This window comes from Shinella sp. 838, assembly GCF_029623935.1.
Taxonomy (GTDB): Bacteria; Pseudomonadota; Alphaproteobacteria; order Rhizobiales; family Rhizobiaceae; genus Shinella.
In genome coordinates this window covers 243,716-258,344 of sequence record NZ_JARSBQ010000007.1, presented here as the reverse complement: position 1 = coordinate 258,344, position 14,629 = coordinate 243,716, and the positions used below count along the sequence as shown (strand labels likewise).

Below are 14,629 nucleotides of genomic sequence, written 5' to 3'. Positions count from 1 at the left end.
CGGGCCTTTCTGTTTCTCGAAACTCGGAGACGAACATGTCCGTCATGACCATCTACGAATGCGCGCCGATCGGCGCAATGATCTCCTTTCGCAATTCGGTTCCGCGGCCATCCGACGAGGACGCCGAAGCCCTCGCCGCCTGGAAGAAATGCAATGGCGCCGGTTGGCTCGTGCGATGCACGCCGCCTCGTTCCAGCATCATCTGGTCGACGGCAGGCGCGATCACGCTTCTACCGGGCGAGTTTCAGATGGACCTCGATGCTGCGATCGCCGCGCGCGAAGCCTTCCCACTCGATAGCGATCTCTCGTTCGAGGTTGTCCATCGCCCCGTCGCCGGCGAAGTCCGTGTCCTTCAGGAATACGGCGCCCACAGCATCCTGCTCTACCTTGCCGCAAACATGGCCGACGCCCGTCGCTGGGTCGAGGAAAGCGGTCACATCAATATCCGCCTCGAGGAGGTTTGCGTCGAGGAAATCTGCGCGGACGCTGTCGAAGGGAGGGTGGCGTGATGTTGAACGATACCCCGCGCGCGGTGATCGTCCCCGATGAAGCCCGTCAGGATTTCCTGCCAACCCTCTTCGGCCGTTCGCACCTGATCGTCACCGAGAATGCCGTCTATGCCTGGATGGAAAGGCTTAGCCCTCTCGACTATCGTGGCGGTTCCTGGGACTTCTTCGAGCACGAGAGCAAGCCGCTTTTCCTCGCACCCAGATCCAGGACACGTTTCCGGATTACTGGCGATGTCACCTGCTTCCAGGGCGAGGTCTCCGCCGAGGCGGCTGGCATCATCGCCACGATGTTCGCCTTCTCGCACCTGTCATTCCAGTTTGAGACCGAACGACTCGTCGAAGGCTATGAGCGCCTCTACGCCTATTCGGCGGATCATCCCGAGGCCTCGGAGATCTTCCAGGCAGTCGACTGAGGCCCACTCGCATGACTGCTGGTCGCGGGCGTTCCGCAGTGAGCTGCGCCCCACAAAACCATTCCCACTTCACCGGCCCGGTTGGCGCGATATCGACGACCGGGCTCTTTCGTTTCAGGAGCTTGAGATGCCCGCCTACACCATTGAGACAAGCTACCGCCTGCCAGCCTACCGTCATCGCACCTACCAGGCCGACACCGCTGCGCTCGCCTGCCGGCAGGCCATTGAGGACGATGACTGGTCCGGCGAGAAGCTGAGCTACGAAGATGCCGGCGAGACCTACGTTTCCGGCATATGGAACGGGGCCGATGCTGCCTATTCCGGCCCGGCAATCCCTATTCCCTCGCACTTTTCGGAAGCGAACGAGCGAAAGGTCAGGCACTTCGAAATCCTGCTCGGCCTGCTGAAGCTTCTCCTCGCTGACGTCCAGGCCGGCCGGGCGGCATCGGACGACTGGATCGAGCGTGCCATCTCTGCCGTCGCGCGCGGCGAGGCGATACTCGCAAGCGCTCGCGATCCTGACGATCCCGCCGAGGGAGAGCGGCTATGACCCAATACAAAGTCAAAATCGGATTCTGGCTGAGTGCCTATGACGGGTTCGCTCTCGAGGCCGATAGCGATGCCGAGGCGATCGAGAAAGCCGAGGCAGCCGCCGCGGTGGCCATAGAGGCCTCCGATCAGCCGGAACACATCGAGATCGATCAACGGCGTGAAGGCACCATCATCTACATCGATCGCGTCACAGCGGATGGGATGGAACCCGTCATCGAAAATGTCGAGTTTGACGACGACCGCATCCACCCGGCGCCAGCGCGCTGAGCCTCATCCCTTTTCTTTCCACCGACCCGGCCCTGGCGCCGGGCTTTCACGTTTCAGGAGACGACTTATGAATACCATGGTTTCCAGCCCGTCCGCCGTATCGTCCGGCTTCAAGGTCGACATCTCGCGCGGCGAGCGCATCGGCCGTGTATCCTCCGAGTGGTTCTCTCGCCCGGACGACGAGCGTTACCTCTCGCTCTCCGACCTCCATCGCGCGGTCAGCGAGCGCACGGAACGCGCCCGTGTCCGCACCGTCGAGAGTGCCGACATCCGGGTCGAGGCGACACGCGACAACGCCGAGCGCCTTTCCCTTGTCGTACCCGGCAGCCGTGTGCCGTTGGCGCCGACCCATTGGAGCTACGGGCAATTGTGCAGCCTTGTCGGCGCGCCGGCGAGCTACATGCGCCAGCTTCCCGCGCCGCTTGCCGCGATCAATCTCCAGCATGGGCTGCTGAACCACAGCGCCGAACTGGTCAAGACCTTGGAAATGGACGACGGGCGGGTCGAGCTGCGCGCGGTGACCGGCCCCGAATACGGCCGCATCTGGGATAAAGAACTTGTTGCGGCGGTGATGAGCATTGCCGGCAATGGGACCGGCGACACGATCTGGAAGGTGCCTGGCGTCCTCGACTGGTCGACAATGACCCACAATCCCTTCGTCGATATCACCAAGGACACGACGACGCTCTACGCCAGCGACCGGGACGTTTTCCTGTTTCTCGTCGACGATACGCACCCTATTGAGGCAGGCCGTCTCCCGAACGGCGAGCCGGACCTCTACTTCCGCGGATTTTATGCCTGGAACTCGGAGGTCGGCTCGAAAACCCTTGGAATTGCAAGCTTTTACCTGAGGGCAGTGTGCATGAATCGAAACCTCTGGGGATGCGAAAATTTCGAGGAGATCACCATTCGGCACTCGAAATTCGCCGCAAAGCGCTTCGCACACGAGGCCGCCCCGGCACTGATGAATTTTGCGAACTCATCGCCCGCGCCGTTTATCAACGGCATCCGTGCTGCCCGCGAGAAGATCGTCGCCCGCAACGAAGAGGACCGGTCCAGCTTCCTGCGCAAGCGTGGATTCTCCAAGGCGGAAACCGGCAAAATCATCGACACGGTCCTCTCGGAGGAGGGGCGGCCGCCGGAGTCCATCTTCGATTTCGTGCAGGGCATCACCGCCCTCGCGCGTGGAAAAGCGCATCAGGACACCCGCCTGGAACTGGAGGGCAAAGCGCGCAAGCTGCTCGAAAGCGCGGCCTAACCGCTTTTCGCTCCCGCAAACGCAACCCCTCTGTCCCATCGGCGCCCGGCCACCGTGCCGGGCGTTCGCCATTTTGGAGAACTCAGAATGACCAGCTTTTCCTTTCACGCACAGGTCGCCGCGGAGGCTATCGAAAAGGCGGCCGCCTTTTCAACGCCTCGATCGACGATATTCTCAACGAACTCCTCCAGAACGCACGGCGCGCCGGTGCTACGAAGATCTTGATCGACCAGATCGACGATTCGCGGTTCGGGCAGGCAATCCGCATCGCCGATGACGGCGCGGGCCTCGCCGACCCCCGCTCGCTCTTTTCTCTCGGAAGGAGCGAATGGTCGAAGTCTCTGTCTCTGTCCGAAGACGCTGCCGGCATGGGCTTCTTTTCCCTCGCCAATCGCGGAGCGATGATCGTCGCCGGCCAGAAGGGCACGGACCAGGCCTGGGCCATCGCGGCGACACCGGATGCCTTTCACGGCAAGGAACCGGTCACGGTCGACGTCGGTCCGGAGGGGCATCAACGCTTGACCCTGATCTTCCCGGAGAAGAAGGGCGAGCATTTTACGACTGCGGTCCGCCGTGCTGCTCGCTTTTTCCCCGTTCCCGTCATCTTCAACGGCGAGGAAATGCCGTCCAGTGACTTCCTCGAGAGCGCGGATCATATCGAGGAGTGGCGAGGAATTCGGATCGGCATTTTTTGGCCGGGATGTCTCCCGCTACCACGATGACAACGCCAATTTCCATGGCGTGACGCTGAAGATTCCCTTGCCTGAGCTTCAGCAATCCTGGCATCGCAGCTACTTCGCGCGCATCGACGTGGTCGATTGTGCCCATCTGAAGCTCGTGCTTCCGGCCCGCAAGGATGTCGTGCGCGATGCGATATATGTCGCGCTCCTCGAAGAGATCACTCGCCTGTTCTTTCGCATGATCGCGGCTGGCGGTGCGCACAGCTTGAGGTTCAAGGACTACCAGCTTGGCCGGACGCTGGGCATCGATCTGAAAGAGGCGGCGCCTCTATTGCGGCCCTATTCGCCTTCGTGCGCAGACACGGACCGGAGTGTTGTCCTCGCGCCTGCGTCGGTCGAGAGAGACGCGTTTGTCTTCGAAGGAGAGGGGCCGCTCGAAGATCAGACGTTTGCCCGGGCAATCGCGCGGCTAGACAGTGCTCCGGCGCTCTTCGACCCGCACCAGGCTTTTGCCGGCTATGCCTGGTACGACGCGCTTCGGCGCATCCAGATCCGATCCTATAGAATGGAGATCGATGGCGCGACCGAAGAAAATCAGCCCTTCGATCTCTTCGGCGCAAACGGGCGGCCGGATCGCCTGGAAGTCGTTCTGGACGTTTCGGGCTCGGAAGAGACGGAATGGGTGCTGGAGACCGACCTGATTGTCCAGGGACCTGATCATGGTGCTTTGGACGAGGTGGAGATTCTCGTCACCAAGCGGTCGGCTATCACCCCGTCGGGGCTGACGGCCTTCCTTGTCGATGCGCTTTATTCTCCCTCGGACGATGCGGAAGCCGGCTCCGACGAGCAGCAAGAGCGGTGGTTTTCCGACGAAGCAGAGGATCTGAGCATCGCTTTGCTGGAAACGGCCCACGCTGCCGATCTGAATGCGATCGTGCGTGTCGTCGAACGCGAACTGATTTGGCGCGTGCCGCGCGAAGACGCGATTCTGATCAGGATCGAACATCGAAAGATCTCGGTCGAAGGTCTTTCCCCGCCTGTCGGTGTGTCGTCGGCGCCGCGCGCAACGACATAGCCCCCATCAAGAAACGAACGAGCATTCCTCCCGTCAACCCGGCCATCGCGCCGGGTTTGTCGTATCGACTGAAAGGCAGTCCCATGGCCAATCTCGAAACCCGAATCTACACCTATCCGCCAATCCCGCTTGCCGATGTCACGCCGCTCGAAAAGCTCGTGCTGACCCACGTTCTCGAATGCAGCGAGACCGAAGCTGGGCTTGTCCTGTTCACCGACGTCGGCCCGATCAACCCCATCAATGTGAAACGGCGGGTGCTGCTCGACGCCTTTGGCGCCTCTGCCCCACAGGCAGACAGTGCACTCAATGCCTTCATCGGCAGCCGCATTCTCGCGCTGATTCCGACCTCGCCGGACGGTGGTGATATCGCTGCGGAAATCGATCTGAGCGAATTCCCTTGGCAGTTTGTCGTACAGGATATTGTCGCGCGGTCACCGGGCCTGCCGGAGGTCACGGTGATCCAATGGATGAATCATCCCTCGCAGCGGCTGGAGACTTATGGCGCCAGCGTGTCCCTCATCACCGACAAGGGAATCCATCACGCGACCAGCGAGGATCTGCTGAAGCGGTTCCGTTTACAGGATCGTGCGCTGATGCCGCCGGTCTCGCCGCCTGCGCTGCTAGACGCTGCTCCAGTCGTTGCGCCTCGATCTTTCACCGTTGGCGAGATGGAAACGGCTCTCTGCATCTGGGAGGCGATGCTCTATTTCCGCGGCCTTCACGAGGACCACCACCCGGTTCCCGATGGCGTTGTCCGCATGTCCGAATTGTGGGACGCGACCGGCTGGCAGGCGATGCGGGCTCATGTCCTGGCGATCGTGCCTCTTGTAGAGCAAGCTTACACCGATCTCTCCGACGCTTTGGAGGAAGGCGGATTTACCTTCGATTTCATTCCCGCTGTCGTCGGTGCGTTGGACTGGTCTGAATACGGGCCGCATCGGGATGGCGAACCCGAGGAATTTCTCGAGACCGTCATGGCGTCGGTCGCTGGCCGCCGACGTGACGTTGCGGCTGAAGCACTCTCCGGCGAGAACCGTCTCGCGCGAAAATCCTGATGCATGGACTTCGCCAGTCTATGACGCGATCAGGCGCTGATCCCGGCCGGGGGCCGGCGTCGCCTCGGATTCCGGCGTCTGCCCGTGGATCATCGACACAGCTTCGGTGCCCATCTGTTCGACCTCGACCACGTCGCTGGCGGCCTTCAGGTCGATACGCCCTCAGATCGGCGTTTCTTTCCGGGGGAGGCGCTGCCGATTCTTGAACTCGACGACGAAAGGCTTTTTCTCAGGCTTCATGATGCTCCGGCTGAATGTGGCAGATGGCTGTCTTCCATCAGCTGCTCTTATTCGCGGGAGCGTGTCAACGGCCTGCGTCGTGAAGTCCACGATCAGGGAATCCGGGGGATTTCGCCATCCCCGACACGCCAGACCCAAGGTGTGATCTCGGGTCTCGTTTCGATCATGTCGGCAAGTGCGTGCTCGTAGTCGTCGCCAGCGCTTGCCGGCACGATGAACATTGCCACCGGCGCTGGCTTTTGTTCCGGCAACGTCACCGACACGATCGGCGCATCGCGCGGAAGGTTGAAGCGCAGGCCCTTCACGCTTTTCCTCTTGAGATGGCTGAGCTTCTCCAGCAGGCGCAATTCATTGATGTCCTCGAAGGGCAGCCAGTGCTCGTTCACCACCATCAACGCGATCTCCTCGACCGATGTGATGCCGGAGGTCGAGATGCCGAAGGTGGCGATGACGATCAGGTGGAACGTCTCGCTGGAGCGCCACAATTCGAGTTCTGTTTCGTAGCGGGCTGCCAGCCGCCGCCAGGCCCGATCCTCGATCATCAGGGGGAACGGCATGTGCCGCACTACGATTCTCTGTCCCTCGCGGGCCGGTGAAAACTCCTTCACCTCGGCGACGATCATCATCAGCTTGCGCGGTCCCGAACCAGCAGCCTGCACGGGTTTCAGCGCGGTGGCGCGCCGGGCGGCGATGCCGTCCTTGTCGTCTGCCTGGTAGACCTCCGGCACATACAGCATGTCGCTGAGTGATCCACCTCTTGCCGTCATTTGCGACGCCGCGTTGATCAAGCTGATGCGCACACGGCCCCAGCCGCGCCGTCCGGCCCAGACAGAACGCCATTCGGTCAGCTCGCCCGCCTCCCAGAGATAGTGAAGCATCGCCTTGAGCGACAGCTTGCGCGGCTCGCTGCGAATAGCTGGTTCCGACTGTTCCGCCGCCGTACCGTCCGCAGCGCGGGGCCCCCGTTTCGTCAGGGAAAAATCGAGCTTCAGGTCGGCTTTGCCGCTGGCGTCGATCTGGATGGCGCTGCCGATGAGCGGCCCGAGGCCGGAAAGCTCATATGGCGGTTCATAGGAAGGACAGGCCGGATCGTGCTCGCGTCCGGTTAGCGGCATGCGTTTTACAAGATACTGGTCGTCCGTTCGGGCGATGTACATCGCAACAGCCGGCTGCCTGCACATGCACATTGGGCGGAGCCGCTCTTCATAGGCTCGCGGAAGAAGCGCGCGGAATTCCGGGGAATTTTCCGAGTATACCGCATCGCCGATCGTGAATGTTCGCACTGTCGCTCTCCCCATCTCGGTCCCAATCCTGCGCGGCGTGGTTGCGTTATACTATCAAAAATCCGTATAGTAAAACTTCCATCGTAGGCTTATCTGATCGGCCGAATGATGGACGCGGCGCGACCGTCCGCATGCAGGAACGTCCCGCGGGAAAGAGATTGGCGCTGTTGCGCGGCCGCACACCGCTGGGAGAAGTTTCTCCGCTGCCCCTTTCGGGCCGCCATCCATTCCAGCCGCTGGCAATCGCCGGCATTGTCCACTCCCCTCGAGCCCGGCCCCGCGCGGGGCTTCTGTAATTCAGGAAGTTCGTATGTCCGAAGTCATTGAAACCACGGTCTACAAATTCGAGGAATTGTCGGTAAGAGCAAGGGAGACCGCTCGCGCCTGGTATCGAGAGGGCGGCTTTGACTATGAGTGGTACGAGTTTGTCTTCGAGGATTTCGGCCGAATATGTGAATGCCTTGGCGTTCGCCTTAAAACGTCGCCGGTTCATCTTGTTGGCGGCGGCACACGGGATGAGCCAAGAATACATTTCACGGGTTTCTGGTCTCAGGGAGACGGTGCGTCTTTCCAGGCACTCTATTCCTAGCGAAAGGGAGCGCCCAGTGCGATCCGGGACTATGCGCCGAAGGGTACGACGCTGCACGGGATTGCCGACGGCCTGCAGGCAATCCAGCGCCGCAACTTCTACCAGCTTCGGGCCGATGTCAGCCATCGCGGGAACTACTATCACGAATATTGCATGGCGATCTCCGTCAGGAGAGAAAGTCTCAACTATCAGGACATGACCGCTGACGCTGAGGATACGGTCATCGAGGCTCTTCGCGATCTCGCCCGATGGCTCTACCGCCAGCTCGAGAACGAATACAACGCGCTGACCTCCGACGAAATGGTCGACGAGACCATCGAGGCCAATGCCTACACCTTCACTGCGTCCGGTCGCCAGTTCGGATAATCCGGCGCCGGGGCTCCTCCCTCTAGATCTGGACGCGAGGGAGAGGGCGGCTGCGGGCCGGGCGGCCCGGCTGAGGTGGAGAGAGTGCACGGTCGCTTGGGCTTATCCCCTCGCGCTCCACGGAATATCGCCGTGAATGATCCTGGCTACCCACGCCTTCGCATCTGCGCGGATGCGAACTGGCGCGCCATCGTGCGCGCCGCCGCCTGCGAACTCGATCGCAGGATCCGGCACGGTCCTGCCTTCCGCTTCGCGCGCAAGCGCTTCTAGCGCTCGATGCTCGCAGAGCATCGGCTCGACCGGCGCGAGCTCGTCAATGCCTTCCGACTTTGACGCCTCACAACCGCGAGATGCTTCGCATCTCCGGTCCCGCTGTCCGGCCGCCGGATTTTGTACCGATGCACAGCGGGTCTTCTCGCATTCCCCTCCTTAAAAAAGGAACTCAACAATGCAGCAGATCGCGACAAACGTACTCAGGACTCGCCCTCGCTTCACCATTGAGGAGCATATGCACAGTTCGAGGGGCATCCCAATCTTCATTTGCGCTATTGGCGACCAAGCCGACCGCCCCGAATTCGACGCACTCCGAATTCAGGCGCGCAAGCAGGGTGGATGGTACTCCCGTCCCTGGAAAAGCATGCCGGGCGGTTTCGCATTCAAGAATCGTGCCGCGGCCGAACGATTTGCCGAGCCCGCAGGCCCGGACGACAAAGAAGAAACCGATACCGCCCCTGAGCCGGTCCCCTCCATTTCCACGAAACTACGCGGTTTGGCGGACGAAATGGAGTGCGAGATCGAAGCCAGCTTAGCAGAACGCTCGACCAACACGCCGATGCAGCGGTTCTATGCAGCCCTTGCCTGGATCCACGGCAATCGCCTTTTGCGCACCCAGGCCGCTTTGCGTGCGCTCGCCGACGCTCACATCGCGAAGACGGTTCCAACCGAACTCGCCGATATCGCAAGGAAATCGCAGGTCTATGATCGCTTGGGCACTTTGTTTGATCGATCCTCAGCCGGATACTATGACGTCGGATTCGACACTGGCGCGCCGCAGTGCGACGACCCCGCGGCGCGCGCTCTTTGGCGTCTGATCGGAACCGAAGATTCCATCGATCCCTCAACGGAACTCAAGCAGGACGCCATATCGACATCCGCAGACCGCGCCTCAGAAGATCCCGTAGGCGTGCGCGGATGTGCTGGCTGACAGCTTCGGCCGACACTCTAAGCTCGACCGGAACTGGATCAACGAGCGTGTTGCCGTTGACGGCCGAATTCTGACGCATCTCTTCGTCGATATCGACGATCTTTTCGTCGAGGCGGTTTCCGTCGTCTCGACCCGATAGCCGCAGGTGGAGCCAGCATTTCACCTTCCATCCTCCCAATCAGGCCGGTGCTCCGAAAGGAGCATCGGCCTTTCTGCATTCAGGAGAGCAACATGAGCCTGTTCATCCTCGCCTTGCCCTACGCCGCAACGCCAGTCTTCCTGAACTTTCGTTCGGAAGTCGTCGAGCCGACCCGATTCGCCATCGTCTTCTGGGACGGCCCGGGCGACACGCTCTACGCCTTCGAGGACGGGGAAGCGTTCGAACGCCAGCGCGCGGCCGCCGAGCGCAACCTTGTTCATGTGCATGAGCTATCCGCTGAGCAGGCGGCCGCATGGATCGCCGCCGGCCGCAACGCCGTCCTGCACGAAGTCTCGGTCGCCGGCGTCGGGGCTTTCGGAAACCTCAAGCTCGCGCCCGGCTGAAGGCCGGACGCCGCCGCCTCTGCCGCCGAGAGGGAGAGAGAGGCCGGAAAGGGGTGGCCTGGCGGGATTGGAGAGCGCCCCGGCGGCCGGCTCTTTCCCGCTCTCGATGAGGTTTCCCATGAACGCTTTATCCTCCCGCGGCGCGAACGCGATCGCCGTTGCGCCGCGCTCGCCAGAAGAACGCAGCCGTGCGAGCGGCATCCTTGCGGCCGGAGGTGTGCTCCTGCCGCTTCTCGAATCTGGCGATACGATCACATCCGGCCATCTGCGTGCCATCCTTACCACTGAATTCGGCGGCTCGGATGCCGAAGGTTACTGGTCGTGGAAGGACGCCTACGAGGCGGCCGAAGCGGCCCAGGTTCTTTTCCTTCGCAAGTTCGGCTCGGCCATTTCAACCCGGACGAATACACCCGCGGCGGCCCTTTCCATCCTGACCAGGCTCGCCGCGCTCATTCCGACACACACGTGCCGATCCGAGGAAAGCCAGAGGCTCCAGCAGTTTTCCACGCCCGTACCGCTCGGCTATGTCGCGGCCCGGGCCGCCGGCATCATGGCGGATGACGTCGTCCTCGAACCTTCCGCCGGGACCGGCCTCATGGCGATCTTCGGCGAGATCGCCCGCGCGCGCCTTATACTCAACGAATACGCTCCGGTCCGCCATTCCCTCCTTGAGCATCTGTTTCCCGGAGCACCGGTCACGCACCACGACGCGGCCCATATCGACGACTATCTCGATCGCGCCGCTCGCCCCACCGTCGTGTTGATGAACCCACCGTTCTCCGCCGGGGTGCATGTCGAGGGCCGTATGACCGATGCAGCATGGCGGCATCTCACCTCGGCTTTCGCCCGTCTTGCTCCGGGTGGCCGCCTTATCGCCATCACCGGCTCCAGCCTTTCTCCCGACACCCCGAAGTGGCGTGACGCCTTCATTCGCTTGCAGGAGCGCGGCACGGTCGCGTTCAGCGCAGCGATCGCCGGCAGCGTCTTCGCCCGCCACGGCACGACGATGGAAACCCGCCTGACAGTCATCGACAAGATTGCGGCTGCCGATCCGACGAAGCTGGTCGCAAGCGCGGGTGTCGCACCCGATCTCACCACATTGCTGTCCTGGATCTCCGGCCTGCCGCCGCGCTCGCCGTCGACCGCAGCGAACTCCATAGGCGCGCTGTCCAACGGCCTTCTTCGCGCCTGCGCCGCGAAAATGGCTGCCCGCAAGGCCGCCGAGACGCTACGTCCCGCCGCCGTCACGGGATTGCGGCCGAGCCCCGCGCTCTCTCCCCGCTCACCGAACCGGGCGTCATTGGCCCCCGCGCCTACCCATGACGAGATCGTCGAACTCGCCTACGAGCTACGAGACGCGCCGCCGTCGACGCGGCTGGATGCCGCCGATGGCATCTACGAACCCTACGAGCTCCGGGCGATCCACATCCCGGACGCCAAGCCGCATCCTGACAAGCTGGTCGAGTCCGTCGCCATGGCGTCGGTTGCCCCGCCCAAGCCGAGCTACCGGCCCCATCTCCCCAGGAACGTGATCACCGCCGGCGATCTTTCGGACGCCCAGCTCGAAAGCGTGATCTATGCCGGCGAAGCCCATTTGGGCCATCTCGCCGGTTCTTGGAAAGTCGATGCCTCCTTCGACAATCTGACGGCCGTCACCCCGGAAACCGAAGGCGCGGTGCGATATCGCCGTGGCTGGTTTTTGGGCGACGGCACGGGAGCCGGGAAGGGTCGGCAGGCCGCGGGCATCATTCTCGACAATTGGCTGAAGGGACGCCGGCGGCACGTATGGATCTCCAAGTCTGAGACCCTGATCGAGGATGCCCAACGTGACTGGAGCGCGCTTGGTCAGGAGAAGCTGCTGGTCACGCCTCTGTCGCGCTTCCGGCAGGGCAAGCCGATCAAGCTGGATGAGGGCATCCTGTTCGTGACCTTCGCGACGCTCCGCACGGACGAACGCGAGGGCAAGCGCTCCCGCGTCCAGCAGATCGTCGACTGGCTCTGCGAGGGCGAGGATCATGATGGCGTGGTCGATGAAGCCAGGATCTTCGATGGCGTCGTCATCTTCGATGAGGGGCATTCCATGGCCAATGCCGCCGGCGGCAAGTCCGACCGTGGCGACAAGGCCGCCTCGCAGCAGGGCCGCGCCGGCCTTCGCCTTCAGCGCGCCTTGCCCGATGCACGCGTCGTCTATGTCTCGGCAACCGGGGCATCCGAGGTCGAGTCGCTCGCCTATGCGGAGCGGCTCGGTCTTTGGGGCAGCACCGACTTCCCCTTCGCGACCCGCAGCGAATTCATCGCCGCCATCGAGGATGGCGGCGTTGCGACCATGGAGGTGCTCGCCTGCGACCTCAAGGCGATGGGCCTCTATGCCTCCCGCTCGTTGTCGTTCGAGGGCGTTGAATATGAGTTTCTCCAGCATACGCTGACAGAAGAGCAAGTCCGCATCTACGACTCCTATGCCGAGGCTTATCAGGTGATCCACAATCGCCTGGATCAGGCGTTGGAAGCTTGCAGCATCACCTCGCCGACCGGCACGCTCAATAAGAACGCCAAAGCCGCGGCGCGTTCCGCCTTCGAGAGCACGAAGCAGCGTTTCTTCAATCACCTCCTGACATCGATGAAGACGCCGACGCTGATCGGCACGATCAACCAGGACGTTGCGGACGGCCATGCCGCCATCGTCCAGCTGATCTCGACGGGACAAGCGATAACCGAACGGCGGCTTGCGGAAATCCCGACAGAGGAATGGAACGACATCCAGGTCGACGTCACCCCGCGCGAGATCGTTGCGGAGTACCTGATGAACTCCTTCCCGACCCAGCTCTTCGAGGAATACACGGACAGCGAAGGCACGCTTTTATCCCGGCCGGTCTATGACGCCGACGGCAATGCCGTCCTTTGCCGCGAGGCCGCTGCCCGTCGTGACGAATTGCTCGAAAAACTCGGCAGCCTGCCGGCTATCCCGACCGCACTCGACCAAATCGTCCAGCATTTCGGGACGGAGAAGGTCGCCGAAATCACCGGGCGCTCCCGTCGTATCGTTCGCCGGGATGGTGATGGTGCCTTTGCACGCTTTGCCGTCGAGAGCCGTCCTGGCAGCGCCAATCTCGACGAAACGCGCGCGTTCATGGACGACCAGAAGCCGATCCTGATCTTCTCGGAAGCCGGTGGAACCGGGCGCTCCTACCATGCCGATCTCGGCGCGAAGAACCAGCGCCAGCGCCTGCACAACCTGCTCGAAGCCGGCTGGCGCGCCGATGTGGCGATCCAGGGCCTCGGACGCAGCCATCGCACGAACCAGGCCCAGCCGCCGCGCTTCCGGATGGTGGCGACCGACGTCAAGGCCGAACGGCGCTTCTTGTCGACGATCGCTCGTCGGCTCGACACGCTCGGCGCGATCACCCGCGGCCAGCGCCAGACCGGTGGTCAGGGCATGTTCAGGAGTGAGGATAACCTCGAATCCCAATACGCGCGCGATGCGCTGCGGCAATTCTACAGGCGCGTCCATAGCGGCGCGGTCGCCGGCTGCTCGCTGGAGACCTTCGAGGCGATCACAGGGCTTTCCCTTTCAGACGAGGATGGTGGGTTGAGGGATGAATTGCCGCCGATCCATACCTTCCTCAATCGGATGTTGGCGCTAACCATCGCCATGCAAAACCTCCTTTTCGAGTCCTTCGAGGAACTGCTGGCTGCCCGTATAGAGGGGGCGATCGCCGCCGGCGTCTACGACAAGGGCCTGGAAACGCTGACCGCCGATCGCATGACGCTCAAGGATCGCAAGCTGGTCTACACCCATCCGGTCACGGGCGCGCAGTCGCACCTCCTGACGATCGAGCGCATGGACCGCAATCGACCGATGCTCATCGAGGATGCCCTCCGTCTGGTGGCGCAGGACCCGCGTGCAAAGCTGATGATAAACGGAAAGTCCGAACGCGCCGCGGTCATGGCCCCGACGCGCTCCATCATGCTTGAAGACGGCTCGCTCCAGCCGCGTGTGACGCTGATCCGGCCGATGGACGAACTGCGCTTCGAGATCAGCCATCTCGAAGAGACGAACTGGGAGGAGGCGGACGAACAGGTGTTCGAAGCGGCCTGGAATACCGAAGTGGCCAGCGTTCCCGAGTTCTCGACGTCAACGCTGCACGTCGTCAGTGGGTTGTTGCTGCCGATCTGGAAGCTGCTGCCGCAGGACTATTGCCGGGTCTACCGCCTGCAAACCGACGATGGCGAGCGTATCGTCGGCCGGGTGATCGCACTGGCCGGCCTCTCTCGGCTGTGCAACAATTTCGGGATCGACCGGAGCGATGTGCTCAACCCGGAGCAGGCGTGGAAATCGGTGGTCGATGGCTCCTCCATCATCAGCCTTGCCGGCGAGATGACGGTGCGCCGCGTCCGGGTCATGAACAACAACCGCGTCGAACTGACCGGCTTCACGGACGGGATGCGCGACTGGTTGCGCTCCATCGGGCTGTTCTCGGAGATGATCGCATGGAAGCTGCGCTTCTTCATTCCGGTCACCGATGACGGTGCTGCGATCCTTTCGTGCCTGATGCAGCGTCATCGCTTGCTCGATGTCGTCAGCCGGCAGTGAAGGA

14 protein-coding genes and 1 pseudogene are annotated in these 14,629 nt (G+C 62.3%); 14 read left to right on the top strand and 1 reads right to left on the bottom strand.

What is annotated here, in order from left to right:
• The first annotated feature begins 35 nt into the window (after positions 1 to 35).
• The 8 genes from P9A16_RS21425 (at position 36) to P9A16_RS21390 (ending at position 5,809) form a co-directional block, all read left to right on the top strand.
• On the top strand, positions 36 to 509 hold the full coding sequence (locus P9A16_RS21425) for a hypothetical protein (protein ID WP_023517522.1): 474 nt from the start codon (positions 36 to 38) through the stop codon (positions 507 to 509).
• Positions 509 to 922: an antirestriction protein gene (locus P9A16_RS21420; RefSeq protein WP_024271597.1), complete on the top strand. Its 414-nt coding sequence runs from the start codon at positions 509 to 511 to the stop codon at positions 920 to 922. The genes P9A16_RS21425 and P9A16_RS21420 overlap by 1 nt, the downstream gene beginning before the upstream one ends.
• 127 nt (positions 923 to 1,049) lie before the next feature.
• Positions 1,050 to 1,472: a hypothetical protein gene (locus tag P9A16_RS21415; RefSeq protein WP_023516278.1), complete on the top strand. Its 423-nt coding sequence runs from the start codon at positions 1,050 to 1,052 to the stop codon at positions 1,470 to 1,472.
• Positions 1,469 to 1,741 carry a hypothetical protein gene (locus P9A16_RS21410; RefSeq protein ID WP_023516277.1) on the top strand — a complete coding sequence of 91 codons (273 nt, stop codon included), beginning with the start codon at positions 1,469 to 1,471 and terminating at the stop codon, positions 1,739 to 1,741. The genes P9A16_RS21415 and P9A16_RS21410 overlap by 4 nt, the downstream gene beginning before the upstream one ends.
• Positions 1,742 to 1,808: 67 nt before the next feature.
• Complete coding sequence (locus tag P9A16_RS21405; RefSeq protein WP_023516276.1) at positions 1,809 to 2,999, top strand: hypothetical protein; 1,191 nt, start codon at positions 1,809 to 1,811, stop codon at positions 2,997 to 2,999.
• A 221-nt stretch (positions 3,000 to 3,220) separates the two neighbouring features.
• Entirely contained in the window at positions 3,221 to 3,721 is a 501-nt protein-coding gene (locus tag P9A16_RS21400) for a hypothetical protein (protein ID WP_023516275.1), read from the top strand.
• Positions 3,722 to 3,740: 19 nt separating this feature from the next.
• The gene (locus tag P9A16_RS21395; protein ID WP_024271596.1) at positions 3,741 to 4,754 is read left to right on the top strand and encodes a hypothetical protein; all 1,014 of its coding nucleotides are present in this window, start codon (positions 3,741 to 3,743) and stop codon (positions 4,752 to 4,754) included.
• 83 nt (positions 4,755 to 4,837) lie between these two features.
• Positions 4,838 to 5,809, top strand: coding sequence for a hypothetical protein (locus tag P9A16_RS21390; protein WP_024271595.1), 972 nt, complete (start codon positions 4,838 to 4,840; stop codon positions 5,807 to 5,809).
• A 332-nt stretch (positions 5,810 to 6,141) separates the two neighbouring features.
• Here the strand turns inward: P9A16_RS21390 and P9A16_RS21385 are convergent, their stop codons facing one another.
• A complete protein-coding gene (locus P9A16_RS21385; RefSeq protein ID WP_037409586.1) occupies positions 6,142 to 7,332 on the bottom strand; it encodes a DUF1173 domain-containing protein in 1,191 nt (396 codons plus the stop codon).
• 310 nt (positions 7,333 to 7,642) lie between these two features.
• On the opposite strand from P9A16_RS21385, the pseudogene P9A16_RS21380 reads away from it, so the two are divergent.
• The 6 genes and pseudogenes from P9A16_RS21380 to P9A16_RS21355 all read left to right on the top strand — a co-directional run bounded on the left by P9A16_RS21380 (position 7,643) and on the right by P9A16_RS21355 (position 14,625).
• Positions 7,643 to 8,287 (top strand): annotated as a pseudogene (locus P9A16_RS21380) (antitoxin of toxin-antitoxin stability system).
• A 132-nt stretch (positions 8,288 to 8,419) separates the two neighbouring features.
• Positions 8,420 to 8,557, top strand: a complete 138-nt coding sequence (locus P9A16_RS21375) for a hypothetical protein (RefSeq protein WP_245290287.1) — start codon at positions 8,420 to 8,422, stop codon at positions 8,555 to 8,557.
• Positions 8,558 to 8,735: 178 nt separating this feature from the next.
• On the top strand, positions 8,736 to 9,491 hold the full coding sequence (locus P9A16_RS21370; protein ID WP_278025926.1) for a hypothetical protein: 756 nt from the start codon (positions 8,736 to 8,738) through the stop codon (positions 9,489 to 9,491).
• A complete protein-coding gene (locus P9A16_RS21365) occupies positions 9,481 to 9,630 on the top strand; it encodes a hypothetical protein (protein ID WP_156032113.1) in 150 nt (49 codons plus the stop codon). Before P9A16_RS21370 ends, P9A16_RS21365 begins: the two co-directional genes overlap by 11 nt.
• Before the next feature lie 92 nt (positions 9,631 to 9,722).
• Complete coding sequence (locus P9A16_RS21360; protein WP_023516288.1) at positions 9,723 to 10,034, top strand: hypothetical protein; 312 nt, start codon at positions 9,723 to 9,725, stop codon at positions 10,032 to 10,034.
• 118 nt (positions 10,035 to 10,152) lie between these two features.
• Positions 10,153 to 14,625 carry a bifunctional class I SAM-dependent methyltransferase/DEAD/DEAH box helicase gene (locus P9A16_RS21355; protein WP_024271591.1) on the top strand — a complete coding sequence of 1,491 codons (4,473 nt, stop codon included), beginning with the start codon at positions 10,153 to 10,155 and terminating at the stop codon, positions 14,623 to 14,625.
• Positions 14,626 to 14,629 lie beyond the last annotated feature (4 nt).